We start from the raw sequence: 15650 nt of genomic DNA, 5'->3' as shown, positions 1-15650 counted from the left end.
ATCGACCGCGAGATGAAGTGCGGGCCCGGCGTCAACGCTCGGGATGTGCGATCTCGGGCTCGCTCCGAGGAGACGTGTGCGCCCCCGTCTTGGATGGCGACAGGGTCAGGTGCGAGGTGATTTCCGGTTATCCGTTATCCGGCGCGCGGCATGGAGCGCGATTCCGGTTGCCCGGCGCACACCGTGGGAACACCGACCTGCAAGGACTCGATGCCGGGACATGGGGAGCCCGAGGTCGAAGGGTTGCCTTGACGGATCCGTCTTGACCGTTTCGCTCATTACTGTCGACAGATAAGTGACGACGGCATACTGTATTCCAATGCACGGCAAAAATGGACAAAAGCTGACATTTCTAACCCCTTCCGGGTTCTTCAGTCGTTCACGCACAGTTGCTCCCCCGACCTGGAGCCGTTGGTTGATCCCTCCGGCGGCCCTGTCGGTCCACCTCGCCATCGGCCAGGCCTACTCGTGGAGCGTTTTCAAAAAGCCCCTTGAGTCGGCCTTCGGTCTGACGGGCACGGCCAGCGCCCTGCCGTTCCAGCTGGGCATCGTCATGCTCGGCCTGTCGGCCGCCTTCGGGGGGACGCTCGTCGAGCGCAACGGCCCACGGTGGGCGATGTTCGTCTCGATGATCTGTTTCTCCTCGGGATTCCTGATCTCCGCGCTCGGGGTGGCACTCGGGCAATATTGGCTGGTCGTCCTCGGATACGGTTTCGTGGGCGGGATCGGCCTCGGCATCGGCTACATCTCGCCGGTCTCCACCCTGATGAAATGGTTCCCCGACCGGCCGGGAATGGCCACGGGCATCGCGATCATGGGGTTCGGCGGAGGCGCGCTCATCGCCTCGCCGTGGTCCACCGAGATGCTGAGCGCCTTCGGCTCCGACCTGGGCGGGATCTCCAAGACGTTCCTGGTGCACGGCCTGGTCTACGCGGTCTTCATGTCGATGGGCGTGTTCCTGATCCGGGTCCCGAGGGAAGGCTGGCGTCCTCCCGGCTGGGATCCGGCGAAGACCGCCGTGCGATCGCTGGTCACCACCGCCAACGTCTCGGCGCGCAACGCGATCCGCACCCCGCAGTTCTGGTGTCTGTGGGTCGTCCTGTGCTTCAACGTCACCGCGGGCATCGGCATCCTGGAGAAGGCCGCCCCCATGATCGGCGACTTCTTCGCGAACACGTCCACGCCGGTCGCGGCCGGTGCCGCCGCCGGTTTCGTGGCGCTGCTGTCGCTGGCGAACATGGCGGGACGCATCGTGTGGTCCTCGACCTCGGACGTGATCGGCCGGAAGAACATGTACCGCGTCTACCTCGGCGTGGGCGCCCTGTTCTACCTGGTCATCGCACTGGCCGGAGACTCTTCCACACTCCTGTTCATCGTCTGCGCGATGGGCATCCTGTCCTTCTACGGTGGAGGGTTCGCCACCGTCCCGGCGTACCTGAAGGACCTGTTCGGCACCTATCAGGTGGGAGCCATTCACGGCCGGCTGCTGACCGCCTGGTCGACCGCGGGCGTGCTCGGCCCGTTGATCGTCAACGCCGTCGCCGACTCGCAGGAGGCCGCCGGCAGATCCGGGTCCTCGCTGTACACGACGTCCCTGTACATCATGATCGTGTTGCTGGCGGTGGGCTTCCTGGCCAACGAACTGATCCGCCCGGTGAACCCCGTCTATCACGAGCCGCCGGTCGAAGAAGAGGCCGGTCAGCAGGGCCCGCTGGCCATGAGAGGAGAAGCGTGATGGCAGACGGCCAGGAGACGAGCACCGGATTCAACCCTCTGATGCTGCTGGTGTGGGCATGGGTCGGGCTGCCCTTCGCCTACGGGGTCTACGAACTCATCCAGAAGGTCGCCCAGCTGTTCGGTGGCTGACGGCGGTAGACCGGACCACGTCGAATGCGGCGCGCGGACTCCCCAGCGCCCGCGCCGCATCCGACTTCGCTCGTCGACGACGGATCGTCAACCTTCTCCACCGTGGTGGGGAGACGCTGTGATCCGGCGTGATCGAAGAATCTATCCGGTGTTCACGCAAAGTAGCCGGAGCTATCCGTCGGCTGCGATCTCCGTTCCAGCGCCGGCTGCGACGATCTGAGCGACCTGCTCCGGTGGGATCCCGGTCGTGTCGACGACCTTCGCTTCGCAGCCGAGCCAGGGCAGGGCGTCACGGTAGTCCGGGAGATGGTCAAGACGCCACTGCCGTGCCTGCCTTTCTACGGCGTCCGTCTCGATCCGGTGGATGAGGGTGTCGTGGTCGGTGTGCAGGACGAAATGGTGGACGGGGATGCCGGCCTTCTCGAGGCCGATGCGGATCTCCGTCCAATATTGCTCGACGAGGACCGTCTGCGGGATGACGAGCACTCCGCCGAGATAGCCGAGCAGCTGGGAGGCGGTCTCCACGACCAGCCCGCGCCACGGGGGCCAGTGCTGGAAGTCGCCGAGCTCCGGGAGGCCCTGAACATGTCTCAGCATGTAGCCGACCTGTTCGGGGTCGAAGATCCTCGCCTCCGGAACGAGCTTGACCAGTTCCCCGGCGGTGGTCGTCTTGCCCGCCCCGAAGGTCCCGTTCAACCAGATAATCATCGCCCGAGCGTATCCACGCGAGGTGACCATGACGGGCCGATTCGCTCAAGTCGATCTAGAAAGGGCGCCTCGGCGATCCGTGGGAAGGGCGTCTGCCGGTGGGTCAGATCGGCTTCTCGGCGGACGCCAGGGCCTTTGATCGGCGCGAGGTCATCCAGTAGGCGATGCTGAGGATCGCGAAGAACGGGACGCCCGCCCACCACGCGGGCCGCAGCGGTGCGATGAACAGCGTCGAGACCAGCGCTCCGGCGAGGAACAGCATGGCCAGCAGCGAGGTGACCGGGGCGCCCCAGAGCTGTACGGGCGACGGCGGGAGGCCCTGGATTCTGCGGGTGCGGCGGAAGGCCCAGTGCGTGGCGAGGATCAGCAGCCACACCACCAGCGCTCCGAAGACCGACACTCCGAACAGCGCGAGGTACGCCTCGCTCTCGCTCGCGGCCGACAGCGACGCGGCCAGGGCCAGGCCGAGTGCGGACAGCGCGAGGGCGTTGCGCGGCACGCCCGAACCGCTGAGCCGTCCCGTCCACGCGGGTGCGTACCCGCCGGTGGCCAGCGAGTGCATCATGCGAGTGGTCAGGTAGAGGTTGGTGTTCGCACTGGACAGCGCGGCGGTCAGCACGACGAAGTTCATGATGGTCGCCGCCGCGGGGATGCCGGCGGCCGAGAACACTCTGACGAAGGGGCTCTCCGTGACGGCCCCGCCCTGGGCGGTCGTGGTCCACGGCACCACGGTCAGCACGATCGTGATCGCCACGATGTAGAACAGCGCCAGGCGGGTGACCATCCGGCGGGCGGCGCGGGGGATGTCCCGTGCGGGGTTCTCCGACTCCGCGGCGGTGACCGAGACGACCTCGACGCCGACGTAGCTGAACAGCACGAACACGATGGCAAGGGAGAGCCCGTTGATCCCGTTGGGAAGGAAACCGCCGTGCGCGGTGAGGTGCGCCGTACCGGTGGCCTCGGCGCCGGGCAGGCCGACGGTGATCAGCAGGATGCCGAGCAGGATGAACACGACGATGGCCGCGACCTTGATCATCGAGAACCAGTACTCCACCTCGCCGAACACCCTCACCGCCACGGCGTTGGTGATCAGTACGACGGCGGAGAACACCACCACGGGCACCCAGAGCGGCAGCGACGGCCACCAGAACCGCACGTAGATCCCACCCGCGATGACCTCGCCGCCGATGGCGATGACCTGGACGGTCCAGTAGGTCCAGCGGACCACGAATCCGGACCACGGACCCAGGTAACGGTGGGCGATGATGCCGAAGGCGCCCGCCTGGGGATGGACGACGACCATCTCGGCCAGGGCCCATCCGATCACCAGGGCGACGGCCGCGCAGGCGATGTAGGCGATGATCGTGGCGGGTCCGGCCTGCGAGATCGCCAGGCTGGAGCCGAGGAAAAGCCCGGTGCCGATCGCGCCGCCCAGGCCGATCATGGTGAGCTGGCGTCCACGGAGACCGCGGTGCAGGCCGGATTCGTTTTCCACGGCAAACCTCTTGGGGGGTGGGTTCAGGCCTTACGGCATGCGCTGATGGCGTCGACGACCGTGTCGAGGTCGGAGCGGTCGTTGTAGTAGTGGAGGGACAGCCGCAGCAGGTTGCCGCGTGGCGCGGTGACGATGCGGCGCGCGGCCAGCTGCTCGGCCAGTGCGTTCGGATCGTCGTCCTCGATCGCCACCTGCGGTCCGCGGAACCCGGCCGGACTGGCCACCCGCTCGCCCGCCGCGGCCAGCCGCTCGGCCAGCTCCTCGGCCAGGGCGGAGACGTGGATCTGCACGGCGTTCAGGTCCACCCGCTCGATGAGGTCGAACCCGGCGTTGGCGGCGTAGGCCGACGGCACGGGCGGGGTTCCGGTCTCGAAGCGGCGCGCGTCGTCGGGGAAGTCCAGCAGCCGCGTGTCGAAGGCGAACGGATTCGTACGGCCGAACCACCCGGTGAGCTCGGGGTCACGCTGATGCGCGAGCCCGTCGCGCACGTAGAGAAACGCGATGCCGGGCAGGCCGAGCAGATACTTCAGCGAGCCCGACACCAGGTAGTCGCAACCCAGCTCGCGCACGTTGATCGGCATTACGCCGGCGGCCTGGTAGGCGTCCACGAACACCCGGGCACCACGCTCATGCGCCAGCTGGATGACCTCCTCGACCGGCAGGCGGGCACCGTTGCGGTAGGTGACCAAGGGAATGGACACCAGGTTGACGCTCTCGTTGATGACCGCGGCGTAGGCCTCGGCGTCGATGTTCTCGCCGGTGTCGGCGGCGACCAGGACCCGCGCCCCGCGCTGCGCCTGGGCGAGCCACACGTGCGCGATGGATGGAAATTCCAGGTCGCTGGTGATGATCTCGGCGCGGCGGGACCAATCCAGCGACGACGCGACCTGGAAGGCGGCTTCGGACGCGCACGACAGGATCGCGATCTCATGGGGGAAGGCTCCGATGAGGCGGGCGAACCGCTCGCGGGCCCACTCGACCTCGGCCATCCACAGGCCCCACGGCGCGCCCTTGTCCCTCATGGAGAATCCGATCTCCTGCAGGGAGTAGGCGAGCCTGGATGACAACGCGCCCTGACTGCAGCTGGCCAGGTGCACCGTGTCGGTGAGTGCTGGAAACTCGGCCCGGAACTGCGTAGCGTCCAAATATTGCGACATTTCGGGCACATTACATGCGTTGTTTCAACCAGGTCAACCATTTTCAATGTGGCTGACGGCGGTTAGGATCGCCTGGTGACTGGAGCCAGGATTCGGGAAATCCGTACGCAGCGAGGATTGACCGTCGCACAACTGGCGGAGGCGGCGGGTGTGTCCACAGGGCTGATCAGCCAGGTCGAGCGTGGTCGGACCGATCCGAGCCTGGAGACGCTCAGGAAGATCGCGAAGGTGCTCCAGTTGCCGCTGTTCAGCCTGTTCCAGGAGCAGGACACGAAGGCCGTCTCGGTGATCCGCGAGAACAACCGGATGCTGGTCGCGTCGCCGGTCGGTGGGATCACATACTCACGGATCTCGCCCGGGCACGGCCGGCTCGAAATGCTCAAGGGACACCTGCCGCCCGGCGGCTATTCGGCCGTCGAGCCCTGGTCGCATCCTTCTGAGGAGTGCGTCCTCGTGCTTGAGGGGCGGCTCATCGTCGAAGTGTCCGGCGTGCAGCACGACCTCAGCGTGGGAGACAGCTGCTACTTCCACTCCTCGCTGCCGCACCGCTATCTGAACCCCGGCGACACCCCCGTCGACTTCGTCATCGCGGTCACCCCACCCAGCTACTGATCCGGCCGACGACGAACCTGCTGGAAGCCCAGCGCGCCGAGCTCAAACGGCTCGTGGACGAGACGGCCGCGCCGGCATGACCCTCAGCGGTTCACCTTCGGTAGCGCCACGTCCCGGATACCGATTGCGGCGCTATGCCATCTTGGCGGCCCGTACGGCGGCGTAGATCTGCAGGGTCGCCGGTAGGTCCTCTGGACGGGCGGTTCGAACAGCACAGGTCATGGAGGTGTCCATCACCCGAACAGCATGCCCGTTCTGAGCGATCACCGCCATCGGTGAAGAGTGGCCGTGATCATGCTCGGCCCTTCTACCAGGGGCTTCGCGTCTTTCCGGGATCATCTCTGCGGTCTGCGTCACGCATCGCCACCGCTCGTCGCGGAAAAGATTCGTTGACTTTTCAACAATTCGACACAATGATCGCGTTGGCTGTCAGATCATCTGTAAAGCGATCATCGTAAATGCGGCACTTCGCCGCACCGTTGCAAGCAAGGGGAGAAGCCGTGCCCACTATCAAGGTCAAGCTCGCATTGGGCCTTGCGAGCGTCGCCTCGCTCTCTGTCATCCTTGGCACCGTCACCCCCGCGTCCGCTGATGCGGCGTCTTCGGGTGTCACCTTCTGGTCGGGTGCCTTCGCCGGCCAGTCCGTGACCTACGCGGACCCGAGCGCCAATTGCACGACGCTGCCGTTCACGGTGCACTCCGAGTTCAACAACACCGGCAAGTCCATCCAGGTCTACAAGACGGCGGACTGCACGGGCCAGGCGCTCACCTTTCCTGCCACCGACATCCACAGCTTCATAGGTTTTGACGGTCGAAGCTTCCGCGCGACCAGCTGACACTTACCTCAAGTCTTAAGGAGGCCCTTTCACTCGAAATTGGGTGGAAGGGCTCTCCCATTCCCGTGCTCGATGGCTGAGCCCCTTGATCCGGAGACCCCAAGCTGTTGGCCACGTCGCGTTGCGTCAGATCTTGCTCGCGCCTGATCTCCGCAGACTTGTGCGCCCGGACCTCTGCGACGAGGCGTTGCCGAGTGTTCCGTACATCCTGGCTCCGGTGTCGTTTTGCATCTCGCCTGGAGCAGCCGACAGCTGAGATGCCTTGACCTCAACCTTGCTTGAGCTTCTACGGTGATCATATTCGTTCAACCGTTGACAAGGAGCTCATTAAATGATCATGAAGGAGTATGCCCGGGAAGAGCTTGCCGCGCAGCCCATCGGTTACTGGAGCAGCCAGGCGGGCCGGGTCGTGGTCGGGCGTATCCGGGCGGAGCTGGCCGTGGAACAGCTTACCCAACCGCACTGGTGGACCCTCAACCACGTCGCGGGTGCTCCGGGCACGTGGAGCCGTGCCCGGCTCGCCGATCGTCTGGCTCCGTTCGACGACCTCGGCATCGACTTCGAAGGCGTCTTCGACGACCTGGTCACGCGCGGGTGGATGACGGAAGAGGCGGGGGTCCTGTCTCTTACCGAAATCGGGGAGGCCGGGCGGCTCCGCGCCCAGGCTCGCAACGCACAGGCACACGAGCAGATGCACGAGGGCATCGGGACGGACGAATACGTGGCCACTCTCAACGTCCTGCGCCGCATGATCGCCAACCTGGGCGGCAACAGCGACCTTCACTGAGCCCTTTCTTCTTCCTCATGTTTCGACCCACCGGCGGGCCTGAAGCCTGGCGCCGCTCTCGTGCCTGCCGCTTCACCTCGTCCCAGTTCGCCGTGCTCATTCGCACTGCTCGCCGGCCACCTCCGCCGCATAATTGGCACTCACGAGAGTCCTTGAAATCTGATCCGCATGTCACTGAGTTTGGCCTCGTTGATGGCCATGAACCAAGGCCCCGGCCCGCGCTCCTTGATCTCACGTTCGATGTCATTCCAGCGGCGTGTGAGCAGGCACATGGTTTCCCAGTTCGACAGGTCTTTCTTGCCGGCGAGCCAAAACACGCGCAGCCCGCTCTGGGCATAGAGCATCGCTTTAGCGTGCTTGGTGCGGATGCGCTTGTCTCGCGTAATCACCACCAGATCCCTTGCTGCCACTTTGGGAATCCAATCGTCATCCAACGTGCCGAGGGGCACTTCAGGGATGAGCCGATGGTTGGTGTGGATGACGTCCCTGCGCAGGAGGGCCAGAGCGCGACCGACGCCGAGGGAGGTCTCGTCAACGAAAAAGCGCAGGCTCTGCGGATCTATGGGGGGCATGACTTTCCAGAAGGTCAGGCGCAGCGGCGCTTCTCGAACAAGACTGCGGCATGCACCTGTTCAAGCGGCAGCTCATACAGTTCAGAGATCATCTCTTCGGAGTCGCCGGCCCTGACCTGCTCAGCGATCACCTCGGTGGGGACGGATCGAATTGCGGGCTCACCGAAGGCCCGCAACGGATCGATCTTGACGTCGGGAAGTCTCGGATCGGGAAGCATGCGCACGGCGGTCCCGTCGTCGAACTCCACCGCGTTGACGAAGATTTCGACAGGATCGGCCATGACGAGCTGGTTGCTGCGGAGCACCACCAGCAGAAGCTCCTCCTGCAGGCCGACCTGCTCCTGAATCCGTTGGACGAGCTCTTTGCCGTGTGGGGTCACGAAGTTCGCCGACTGGGCGAGGGGATATTGCGATCGGGTCTCGGTCCGTAACTTTGTTATGGCCGGTCGCATGTTGATGATGGGAACGCCCGCGTTGCGATACTCGGCCAGTAGGCGAGTTTCGACGAACTCGCCCCACGTCGCTGTTTCCTCGCCGGTATGACACTGCCGGACGACCGGATCATAGGTGCGCCCACCGCGGATGTATCCATCGATCCAGCGTCGCGCGGTGCCCGAGCGCAGACCGAGTAGGCGATCGACCTGAGGCATCGTATATGTCGGTCGTCCGAGGAGGTCAACGACACCGCTCATGTTTCGCATCATCCCATCGGCGTGGCCTTTGGCAACTCCTGCCACTGAAGAACAGGTGAATCAGATCATGAATTTGCGATTCGCGGGAGTGCTTTGAAATTATTTCATGTGGTCAGCGTTTATCAGTTGAAGTGATATTACCCCCTCATGTCTGCTTTTAACGTAAATGATCATTTTTAGACAATTAAGCGAAAATGTAAATTCGTGCGACCTGGCCCGCTCAAGGCCTTTTGCTGGCGCGTGTCGCCGCCGGTGGGCACCAGGTGATGAGGGTCGTCGCCGAGGTGCGGGAGCTCGCGGGTCCGGATGAATTCGGCACTGTCGGTCCACGGTTTCTGTGCTGGTCAGCCACGCACTGCGGCCAGGCACTCGTCGTACAGGTCGATGATGTCGCCCTTGCCGTCATTGTCGACCCATGTCATCGATGCGGCATCCAGGCATGCGAACGCCGTCGCGATCACTGCGCGGGCCTTCGCGCCCACGCTGCCGGTGGCGGCGTCCATGCGCACCTCGATGAGCGGCAGCAGGTCTTCCTGGAAGCGCAGTTGCTTTTCGAGCCAACCGGCACGTAGCGAGGCGGTGTTGTGCAGGAGACGGAACCGCTCCAGGGCCTGTTCGCGGCTGTCATGCAAGGCCAGTACGGCGGCAACCCCTGTGCGCAGGGCCTCCCAGACACCGACTTCGGCCGGCAGTTCGCTGATCGTGTCTGTCAGGACCTGCCCGAACCGGTCCTGGTTGCCGCCGAGAAGGTCCTCCTTGGTGCCGAAGTAGCGGAAGAGGGTGCGCTGGGAGACGCCGGCCTCTCGGGCGATCTGGGCGATGGTCGTCTCGTCGTAGCCCTGTTCGGTGAACAGACGCAGGGCCGTCTCAAGGATCTCTCGGGAGGCCAGCCGCCGGGTCCGGTCCCACAGCGTGGCCGGTGCACCCCTCGCTGTCTCGGCTTCCTGCTTCACGTGCCCAGGTTAACCCAGCACTGCCAGAGTGGCGCTCGCACGCAAATTGGCAGTCGCTGCCAAACAGTCGTACGCTGTCAAAAGGTGACCGTCGCGGTACGGCCCACCGCCCCACGGGCCGTAGCCGCCGACCGATCCCCCTACCTCCCAAAAGCACGGAAAGGAACGCGTCATGTCTGCACCTGCAGCTTTGATCACCGGTGGAACCAGCGGCATCGGCAAGGCGACCGCCGAACTGCTCCACTCCCGCGGCTACCGCGTCATGGTCACCGGCGTCAGCAACCTCGCCAACGCCGGACTTCCCGAAGACGTCACGGTCGTCCGGGCCGACGCACGGTCCCTGCCGGAGATCGACCACGCAATGGAGCAGGCACGCCGGCAGTTCGGCTCCCTCGACCTGCTCTTCCTCAACGCGGGCGTCTCCCGGCCCGGCCCGATCGAGTCAACCGACGAAGCCGCCTTCGACGCCCTGTTCGACATCAACGTCAAGGGCACCTTCTTCACTCTGCAAAAGGCGCTCCCGCTCCTCAACGAGGGCGCCTCGGTCGTGTTCACCGTGGGCGCCGGCGAAGGGCTCGGCGCCGCCATGACAGCCGCCAAGGGCGCTCTGGTGCCCCTCATGCGGTCCCTCGCGCTCGAACTCGCCCCCCGCCGCATCCGCGTCAACGCCGTCAGCCCAGGACTGATCAACACCCCTGCCTACAGCAAGATGGGTGTCTCCCAGGAAATGATCGACTCCTGGGCTCGGGACGTCCCGCTCGGCCGCGCCGGCGCTCCCGTCGATATCGCCGAGGCCGTGGCCTTCCTCGCCTCGGACGCCGCCGGCTACATCACCGGCGACAACCTCATCGTCTCGGGAGGCATGGGTGTTCACGCCCGCCCCTGACGAGCGGTTCCGCACTCGGCTCTGACCGGGAACGTCCACCGGGGCCGGCGATCAAGCTGTGGCCTTTGTGAGCCGCCGGCCCCAGCGGATGCCCTTCTCGCTGCGGATACGTGCGCGCTCGCGGCGCTGGGTGGCGAGGACGTCGGGTGGCGCACCGGGTGGGAACCAGTGAACCTACCCGGTCACAGCAATAGCCACCGCTCGTGCACACCATCGACGCGAACCCGTAGGGCGCTGAGAGTCGTCTCTCACGGCCGGAGGCTCCTGAACATCGACTCCTGAGCGAAAATCGGGTAGGAAACGGGCCGTGAGGTGGGCACCGGGACCGGCCCTCCGATGTGTGTCGATTCCGATTCAGGAGAGCATCATGATCAATATTTTTGTGCTCGGAGCCGCGTGATGCGTATCGAGGTCAACGGCATCGCGCTGGAGGTGCAGGTCAGCGGGGAGGGCCCGGCCGTCATGCTGGTGCACGGCTTTCCCGACACCCACGCGTGCTGGCGGCACCAGGTGGCCGCGCTGAACGCCGCCGGATATCAGACGATCGCCCCTGACCTGCGCGGTTTCGGCGCCTCGGACAAGCCGGAGGACCTGGAGAGCTACAAGATCGCCGCGTATGCCGGGGATCTGATCGGCATCCTCGACCAATTCGGCATCGACAGGGTCCACCTCGTCGGGCACGACTGGGGCTCGGCCCTCGCCCAGCTGGTCGCCATCATGGCGCCCGGCAGGGTCATCGACCTGGCCTGCCTGTCGGTCGGCCATCGCGGCGCGATGCTGTCGGCCGGATGGGAGCAGCGGGAGAAGTCCTGGTACATGTTGCTGTTCCAGTTCCAGGGGACCGCCGAGCAGTGGCTGACCCAGCACGACTTCTCGAACATGCGGCAGATGCTGACCGAACATCCCGATCGCGACGAGGTCATCGAGCGCATGCGTGACCCCCGGGCACTCAGCGCGGCCCTGGCGATCTACCGCAAGGGGGTGCCGCCCGAGTGGCTTCTCAACGGCGACGCCATCCTGCCGCCGATCTCGGTGCCGACCATGGGCGTGTGGAGCAGCGGTGACCGGTTCCTCACCGAGCGGTCGATGACCGGCACCGAAGAGCACGTCGCCGCGCCGTGGCGCTACGAGCGGCTCGACGGAATCGGCCACTGGATGCAACTGGAGGCGCCCGGCAAGGTCACCGACCTGCTGCTGGACTTTCTCGCCTCGGCGGAGGCCCAGGCGGGCTGATCGCCAGGCCGGTCAGTGCCCGTTCCAGAACTGCGTGCGATCGGGGAGCTGTTCCGAAGAGCCGAGGATTCCACCGACCAGCTCTCGCGTCTTGCGCTCCCCGTCCGCCTGCGCCCGCTGTACGGCCGCGCAGAGTTCCTCCGCCAGCTCCTGGCTGTCCATGCGCATGACGTTCGGGTTCAGGGTGAGCTTCAGGATCCGGCCGGCCGAGTCGGTGACGACCCGGATCATCTCGCCGGCGGCCGTGCCCTCGCCGGTGAGATCGCTCAGACCCTCCTCCATCAGGCGCAGGGTCGCGTCATCCGGGTAGCCCACGGGATGCTCCTTTGCTACGTGAGTTTCCATCCGGGCGGGAAGGAGACCGAACGCAGGCCCCGCCCGATGGTCTTTCCCACCCGTTCCCCGTCCATGGTCATGACCTGCTCGTCGTCCGGTAGGCGGCCCCGAGCCGAGAGGGGCTCGGGGCCGCCTACCGGCTCCTCACCATGAGAGGCCGCCTGCCGGGTTCCTCGCCATGAACAGATCACGAAGTTCTGTGCGCCGCATCGTGACGAGAGCATCGTGCACGCATGTTCCGCACGTGATAAATCCCAATTAATGCGGCATTAATGAGCTGACCGTCAGCTGAGCGGCACCGGCTCGGGGCGCAGGCAGGTGCTCACGATCGGAATGGAGTGACCGGTTCCGGCCGACCGCAGCAGCGACTCCATGACCTCCAGGACGTGGAAGGCCAGCGAGCCGCCGGCGCGCGGTTCCAGTCCCTCGGGAGTCCCGGCCATGTCGGCCAGTCCGAAGCCGCGCGAGGAGTTCCGGTAGCCGGCCGACTCGGGCAGCGTCTCCCAGGCGGTGCCGTCCAGGCGGAAGAGTTTCACGTCACCGCTGAAATGGTTCGGGTCGGGGACGACGAGCGAGCCTCGCTCGCCGTGGACCTCGATGTTGGCCGACACGGTGGCGACCGCGTCGAAGCTCATCACCATCGTCGACACCGCTCCGGACGCGTGGACCAGCACCCCGGTGACATGCGTGTCGATCGAGACCGGGATGAGCTCGCCCTGGCGCGGCCCGGAGCCGATCAACCGCGAGTCGTGGGTACGGCTGGCCGCGCCGATCACCGAGACCACCGGTCCCAGCAGCGTGACCAGGGAGGTGACGTAGTAGGGCCCCATGTCCAGGAGTGGGCCCCCGCCGGGGACGTAGTAGAAGTCGGGGTTGGGGTGCCACCGCTCGTGGCCGGGCGTCATCATGGTGGCCGTCGCCGAGATGGGCCGCCCGATCAGGCCGTCGTCGATGGTCCGCCGCGCGGTCTGGATCCCGGTGCCGAGTACGGTGTCCGGGGCGCATCCGACCCGGACGCCGCGTTCGGCGGCGGCCGCCAGAACGGCCCCGGCCTCGGCGGTCGTCGCGGCCAGCGGCTTTTCGAGATAGACGTCCTTGCCGGCGGCGATGGCCTGCAGGGCCACCTCGGCGTGGGCCGCCGGCATCGTGAGGATCAGCACGACGTCGACCGCCCCGTCGGCCAGCAGGTCGGGGACCGGCAGGGCGCGGACGCCGTCGTGGGCCTTGGCCACGGCCTCGGCCCGCGCCGGATCGAGGTCGGCGACGGCGACCAGCCTCACGCCGTCCAGGGTGTTCAGCGTCGCGAGGTACTGGCCGGAGATCGCACCGCAGCCCACGATGCCGATCCCGACGGGGGCGTCCGGCGACCGGCCCGCGATGCCGGCTTCGGCGGGGGCGCTCATCGGCCGGCCCACAGCAGGCCGCGCTCGACGATGGTCCGGACGTTGGGATCCTCCAGGACCTCCACCCGGTGTCCGGGGGTGCACACGAAGATCTTCCCCTCGCCCCAGGACCGGGTCCAGATCGCCGGTGACGTGACCGGCCGGTGCCACGGGTCGCCGTCACGGACCGCCTGTGTGGTGGTGGCGAGCACGTCGCAGTAGTCGTCGGCCAGCACCCAGTACTGCTCGGTGACCAGGTCGAAGTCCTCGATGCCCCGGGTGATCGGGTGATCGGCCGCGCCGGGCAGCATGTTCACCCGGTACGGCACGTAGTTGTCGCTCTGCTCACCGGTCTGTTCGGCCTCGGGGATCCCCGGGTGGCAGGCGAACTGGCCGCCGACCAGATGCAGGTAGTCGGAGCTGCCGCGGAAGGCGTCGACGATCCCCCCGTGCCAGCCGGCGAAACCCGTGCCCGCCTCGACGGCGGACCGCAGTCCCCGGAGCGCGTCCTGCTCGATCGAACCCATCGTGAAGCACTGCACGATGAGATCGAGGTCGCCCATGACGGAGGCGTCGGCGTAGATCTGCGGCGAGTCCTCGACGCGGACGGAGTAGTCGTTCTTCTCAAGGAACGGGATGAACAGGTCGGTCGCCTCGACGGGCTGGTGACCTTCCCAGCCGCCCCGCACGATGAGTGCCCTCTTTGACGTCATAGCTCCCCGCCCCAGTGAATTGCCCTGACTTCGGTAGATTTCCGATGATATTGAAAGACACCGGAAATCTGCAGCAGTCGTGGACGGGTTCTCGCCGATCGACGGGGTCTAGCGCTCCGTCTGGAAGGCGGTCATGGGGATGGAGAGCCAGGTCGGGCGGTTGCGGGCCTCGTAGACGACCTCGTAGGCGGCCTTCGCGAGCTCCAGGGCGCGCAGCAGTACGGCGTCCTCGGGGCGCAGGTGCCCGCCTCCGGCGGAGTAGCCGGCCAGGAACGACGAGCGGTTGAGCTCGGCCCACTCCACGGCGCGAGGCCGCAGGTTGCGGGCGTCGGGGTGGTCGGTCAGCAGGTGGAGGGCGGCGTAGTCGAACGAGCGGAGCATGCCGGCCACGTCCCTCAGCGGGGAGGAGAGGGCCCGGCGCTCGGCGATGGGCTGTCCGGGCTCGCCCTCGAAGTCGAGGATGACCCAGTCGCCGGTGGTGCGCATCACCTGGCCGAGGTGGTAGTCGCCGTGGACGCGCTGGACGGGCATCTCCCGGGCCGCGTCGGTGACCCGCTGGTAGGCCTCCTCGGCGACATGGGCGTATTCGCCGAGCTCGGGGACCTCGGCGATCGCGAGGTCCAGGCGGCGGCGGTGATCCTCGATCATCCGCTTGACCTCCTGCGCCTCGATCACCTCGGTGGGGAACGCGGCGGCCAGCTCGTGGTGGACCTGGGCGGTGGCCATGCCGAGGCGGCAGGCCTCGGCGCTGAAGTCGCCGCCCGCCTCGGCGGCCGAGGGGTTGAGCGAGGCGTAGAGGTCACGGACGCTGGCCAGGGCCAGCGCCCAGCCGTCGTTGGCGTTGGACAGGAACTCCTGGGTCATCGCCAGCGTGGTGGGCTCTCCGTCGAGGTCGGTCTCGATCCAGCCGTACGGCTGCGCGACGTGCGAGTCGCTGCGGAGGGCCAGGGCGGTGACGATCTCCAGCTCGGGGTTGACGCCGGCGATCAGGCGGCGGAACAGCTTGCAGATGTAGGTGTCGCCGTACACCAGGGAGGTGTTGGACTGCTCGGCGCCCAGCACCAGGCTGCGGAGCGAGGTGTCGATCTCCGTCCCCTCCATGTGGCGGAAGCGGAGCGGCCCGAGGTCGCGGCCCGCGGCCATCGCCTGGAGCAGGACGCCGGTGAGATCCGCGTCGTAGGCGGCGTCGTAGTATCCGTCGCCGATGTGGGCGGGCTTGAAACGGGCGGACTCCTCCGCTCCGCTGCCGAGCAGGAGCTGGTAGCGGTCGCGTGCCCCGCCCTGACACACAGAGATGATCAGATGACGCAGGCCGTGGGCGAGCTCCACGTCTGATTCGACGGTGAGATCGTCGATCGGCCGCCCCTTACCGGCGAACCATCGTTGATGGGTGATCCAGCCGGTAAGGAGCTCCGTCAACAC

At 66.4% G+C, this 15650-nt stretch carries 17 protein-coding genes; 7 read left to right on the top strand and 10 right to left on the bottom strand.

Going from position 1 to position 15650, the window contains the following annotated elements:
* Positions 1-415: 415 nt before the first annotated feature.
* Positions 416-1735, top strand: coding sequence for an L-lactate MFS transporter (locus CHC08_RS18400; RefSeq protein WP_420823573.1), 1320 nt, complete (start codon positions 416-418; stop codon positions 1733-1735).
* The gene (locus tag CHC08_RS52435; protein ID WP_275937185.1) at positions 1735-1866 is read left to right on the top strand and encodes an MFS transporter small subunit; all 132 of its coding nucleotides are present in this window, start codon (positions 1735-1737) and stop codon (positions 1864-1866) included. The genes CHC08_RS18400 and CHC08_RS52435 overlap by 1 nt, the downstream gene beginning before the upstream one ends.
* Positions 1867-2037: 171 nt before the next feature.
* On the opposite strand, the gene CHC08_RS18395 is transcribed toward CHC08_RS52435, so the two are convergent.
* The 3 genes from CHC08_RS18395 to CHC08_RS18385 form a co-directional block, all read right to left on the bottom strand.
* The gene (locus CHC08_RS18395; RefSeq protein ID WP_089208559.1) at positions 2038-2574 is read right to left on the bottom strand and encodes a P-loop nucleotide/nucleoside kinase family protein; all 537 of its coding nucleotides are present in this window, start codon (positions 2572-2574) and stop codon (positions 2038-2040) included.
* 103 nt (positions 2575-2677) lie between these two features.
* Positions 2678-4069 (bottom strand): amino acid permease, encoded by a 1392-nt coding sequence (locus CHC08_RS18390; protein ID WP_218825356.1) that lies wholly within the window; start codon positions 4067-4069, stop codon positions 2678-2680.
* A 23-nt stretch (positions 4070-4092) separates the two neighbouring features.
* Complete coding sequence (locus CHC08_RS18385; RefSeq protein ID WP_089208525.1) at positions 4093-5226, bottom strand: aminotransferase class V-fold PLP-dependent enzyme; 1134 nt, start codon at positions 5224-5226, stop codon at positions 4093-4095.
* A 75-nt stretch (positions 5227-5301) separates the two neighbouring features.
* Here CHC08_RS18385 and CHC08_RS18380 point away from each other — a divergent pair, with 75 nt between their 5' ends.
* The 3 genes from CHC08_RS18380 (at position 5302) to CHC08_RS18370 (ending at position 7461) form a co-directional block, all read left to right on the top strand.
* On the top strand, positions 5302-5838 hold the full coding sequence (locus CHC08_RS18380) for a helix-turn-helix domain-containing protein (protein WP_089208524.1): 537 nt from the start codon (positions 5302-5304) through the stop codon (positions 5836-5838).
* Positions 5839-6338: 500 nt separating this feature from the next.
* The gene (locus CHC08_RS18375; RefSeq protein ID WP_089208523.1) at positions 6339-6674 is read left to right on the top strand and encodes a hypothetical protein; all 336 of its coding nucleotides are present in this window, start codon (positions 6339-6341) and stop codon (positions 6672-6674) included.
* Positions 6675-7005: 331 nt separating this feature from the next.
* Positions 7006-7461, top strand: coding sequence for a MarR family transcriptional regulator (locus tag CHC08_RS18370; protein ID WP_179282102.1), 456 nt, complete (start codon positions 7006-7008; stop codon positions 7459-7461).
* A gap of 140 nt (positions 7462-7601) precedes the next feature.
* On the opposite strand, the gene CHC08_RS18365 is transcribed toward CHC08_RS18370, so the two are convergent.
* The 3 genes from CHC08_RS18365 to CHC08_RS18355 form a co-directional block, all read right to left on the bottom strand.
* A complete protein-coding gene (locus tag CHC08_RS18365) occupies positions 7602-8033 on the bottom strand; it encodes a PIN-like domain-containing protein (protein ID WP_089208522.1) in 432 nt (143 codons plus the stop codon).
* A 14-nt stretch (positions 8034-8047) separates the two neighbouring features.
* Complete coding sequence (locus CHC08_RS18360) at positions 8048-8725, bottom strand: DUF433 domain-containing protein (RefSeq protein ID WP_179282101.1); 678 nt, start codon at positions 8723-8725, stop codon at positions 8048-8050.
* A 344-nt stretch (positions 8726-9069) separates the two neighbouring features.
* Positions 9070-9678, bottom strand: coding sequence for a TetR/AcrR family transcriptional regulator (locus CHC08_RS18355; protein WP_089208520.1), 609 nt, complete (start codon positions 9676-9678; stop codon positions 9070-9072).
* Positions 9679-9850: 172 nt separating this feature from the next.
* On the opposite strand from CHC08_RS18355, the gene CHC08_RS18350 reads away from it, so the two are divergent.
* Positions 9851-10564, top strand: a complete 714-nt coding sequence (locus CHC08_RS18350; protein WP_089208519.1) for an SDR family NAD(P)-dependent oxidoreductase — start codon at positions 9851-9853, stop codon at positions 10562-10564.
* A 399-nt stretch (positions 10565-10963) separates the two neighbouring features.
* On the top strand, positions 10964-11797 hold the full coding sequence (locus CHC08_RS18345) for an alpha/beta fold hydrolase (protein WP_089208518.1): 834 nt from the start codon (positions 10964-10966) through the stop codon (positions 11795-11797).
* Positions 11798-11809: 12 nt separating this feature from the next.
* Here the strand turns inward: CHC08_RS18345 and CHC08_RS18340 are convergent, their stop codons facing one another.
* The 4 genes from CHC08_RS18340 to CHC08_RS18325 form a co-directional block, all read right to left on the bottom strand.
* Entirely contained in the window at positions 11810-12112 is a 303-nt protein-coding gene (locus CHC08_RS18340) for a YbaB/EbfC family nucleoid-associated protein (protein WP_179282100.1), read from the bottom strand.
* 305 nt (positions 12113-12417) lie between these two features.
* The gene (locus CHC08_RS18335; protein WP_089208556.1) at positions 12418-13536 is read right to left on the bottom strand and encodes a Gfo/Idh/MocA family protein; all 1119 of its coding nucleotides are present in this window, start codon (positions 13534-13536) and stop codon (positions 12418-12420) included.
* Positions 13533-14228 carry a ThuA domain-containing protein gene (locus CHC08_RS18330; protein WP_089208516.1) on the bottom strand — a complete coding sequence of 232 codons (696 nt, stop codon included), beginning with the start codon at positions 14226-14228 and terminating at the stop codon, positions 13533-13535. Before CHC08_RS18330 ends, CHC08_RS18335 begins: the two co-directional genes overlap by 4 nt.
* Positions 14229-14336: 108 nt before the next feature.
* Positions 14337-15650, bottom strand: a complete 1314-nt coding sequence (locus CHC08_RS18325; RefSeq protein ID WP_089208515.1) for a maltokinase N-terminal cap-like domain-containing protein — start codon at positions 15648-15650, stop codon at positions 14337-14339.

The sequence above is a fragment of the Streptosporangium subroseum genome, from assembly GCF_900188345.1.
GTDB lineage: Bacteria > Actinomycetota > Actinomycetes > Streptosporangiales > Streptosporangiaceae > Streptosporangium > Streptosporangium subroseum.
The sequence above is the reverse complement of the archived record's forward strand: the minus strand, read 5'-3'. Positions and strand labels throughout refer to the sequence as shown.

Bases quoted from the DNA above. Each gene is read 5' to 3' on its own strand.
- CHC08_RS18365 (WP_089208522.1), bottom strand. From the start codon at position 8,033: ATGCCCCCCATAGATCCGCAGAGCCTGCGCTTTTTCGTTGACGAGACC.
- CHC08_RS18385 (WP_089208525.1), bottom strand. From the start codon at position 5,226: ATGTCGCAATATTTGGACGCTACGCAGTTCCGGGCCGAGTTTCCAGCA.
- CHC08_RS18360 (WP_179282101.1), bottom strand. From the start codon at position 8,725: ATGAGCGGTGTCGTTGACCTCCTCGGACGACCGACATATACGATGCCT.
- CHC08_RS18350 (WP_089208519.1), top strand. From the start codon at position 9,851: ATGTCTGCACCTGCAGCTTTGATCACCGGTGGAACCAGCGGCATCGGC.
- CHC08_RS52435 (WP_275937185.1), top strand. From the start codon at position 1,735: ATGGCAGACGGCCAGGAGACGAGCACCGGATTCAACCCTCTGATGCTG.
- CHC08_RS18370 (WP_179282102.1), top strand. From the start codon at position 7,006: ATGATCATGAAGGAGTATGCCCGGGAAGAGCTTGCCGCGCAGCCCATC.
- CHC08_RS18345 (WP_089208518.1), top strand. From the start codon at position 10,964: ATGCGTATCGAGGTCAACGGCATCGCGCTGGAGGTGCAGGTCAGCGGG.
- CHC08_RS18395 (WP_089208559.1), bottom strand. From the start codon at position 2,574: ATGATTATCTGGTTGAACGGGACCTTCGGGGCGGGCAAGACGACCACC.
- CHC08_RS18330 (WP_089208516.1), bottom strand. From the start codon at position 14,228: ATGACGTCAAAGAGGGCACTCATCGTGCGGGGCGGCTGGGAAGGTCAC.
- CHC08_RS18335 (WP_089208556.1), bottom strand. From the start codon at position 13,536: ATGAGCGCCCCCGCCGAAGCCGGCATCGCGGGCCGGTCGCCGGACGCC.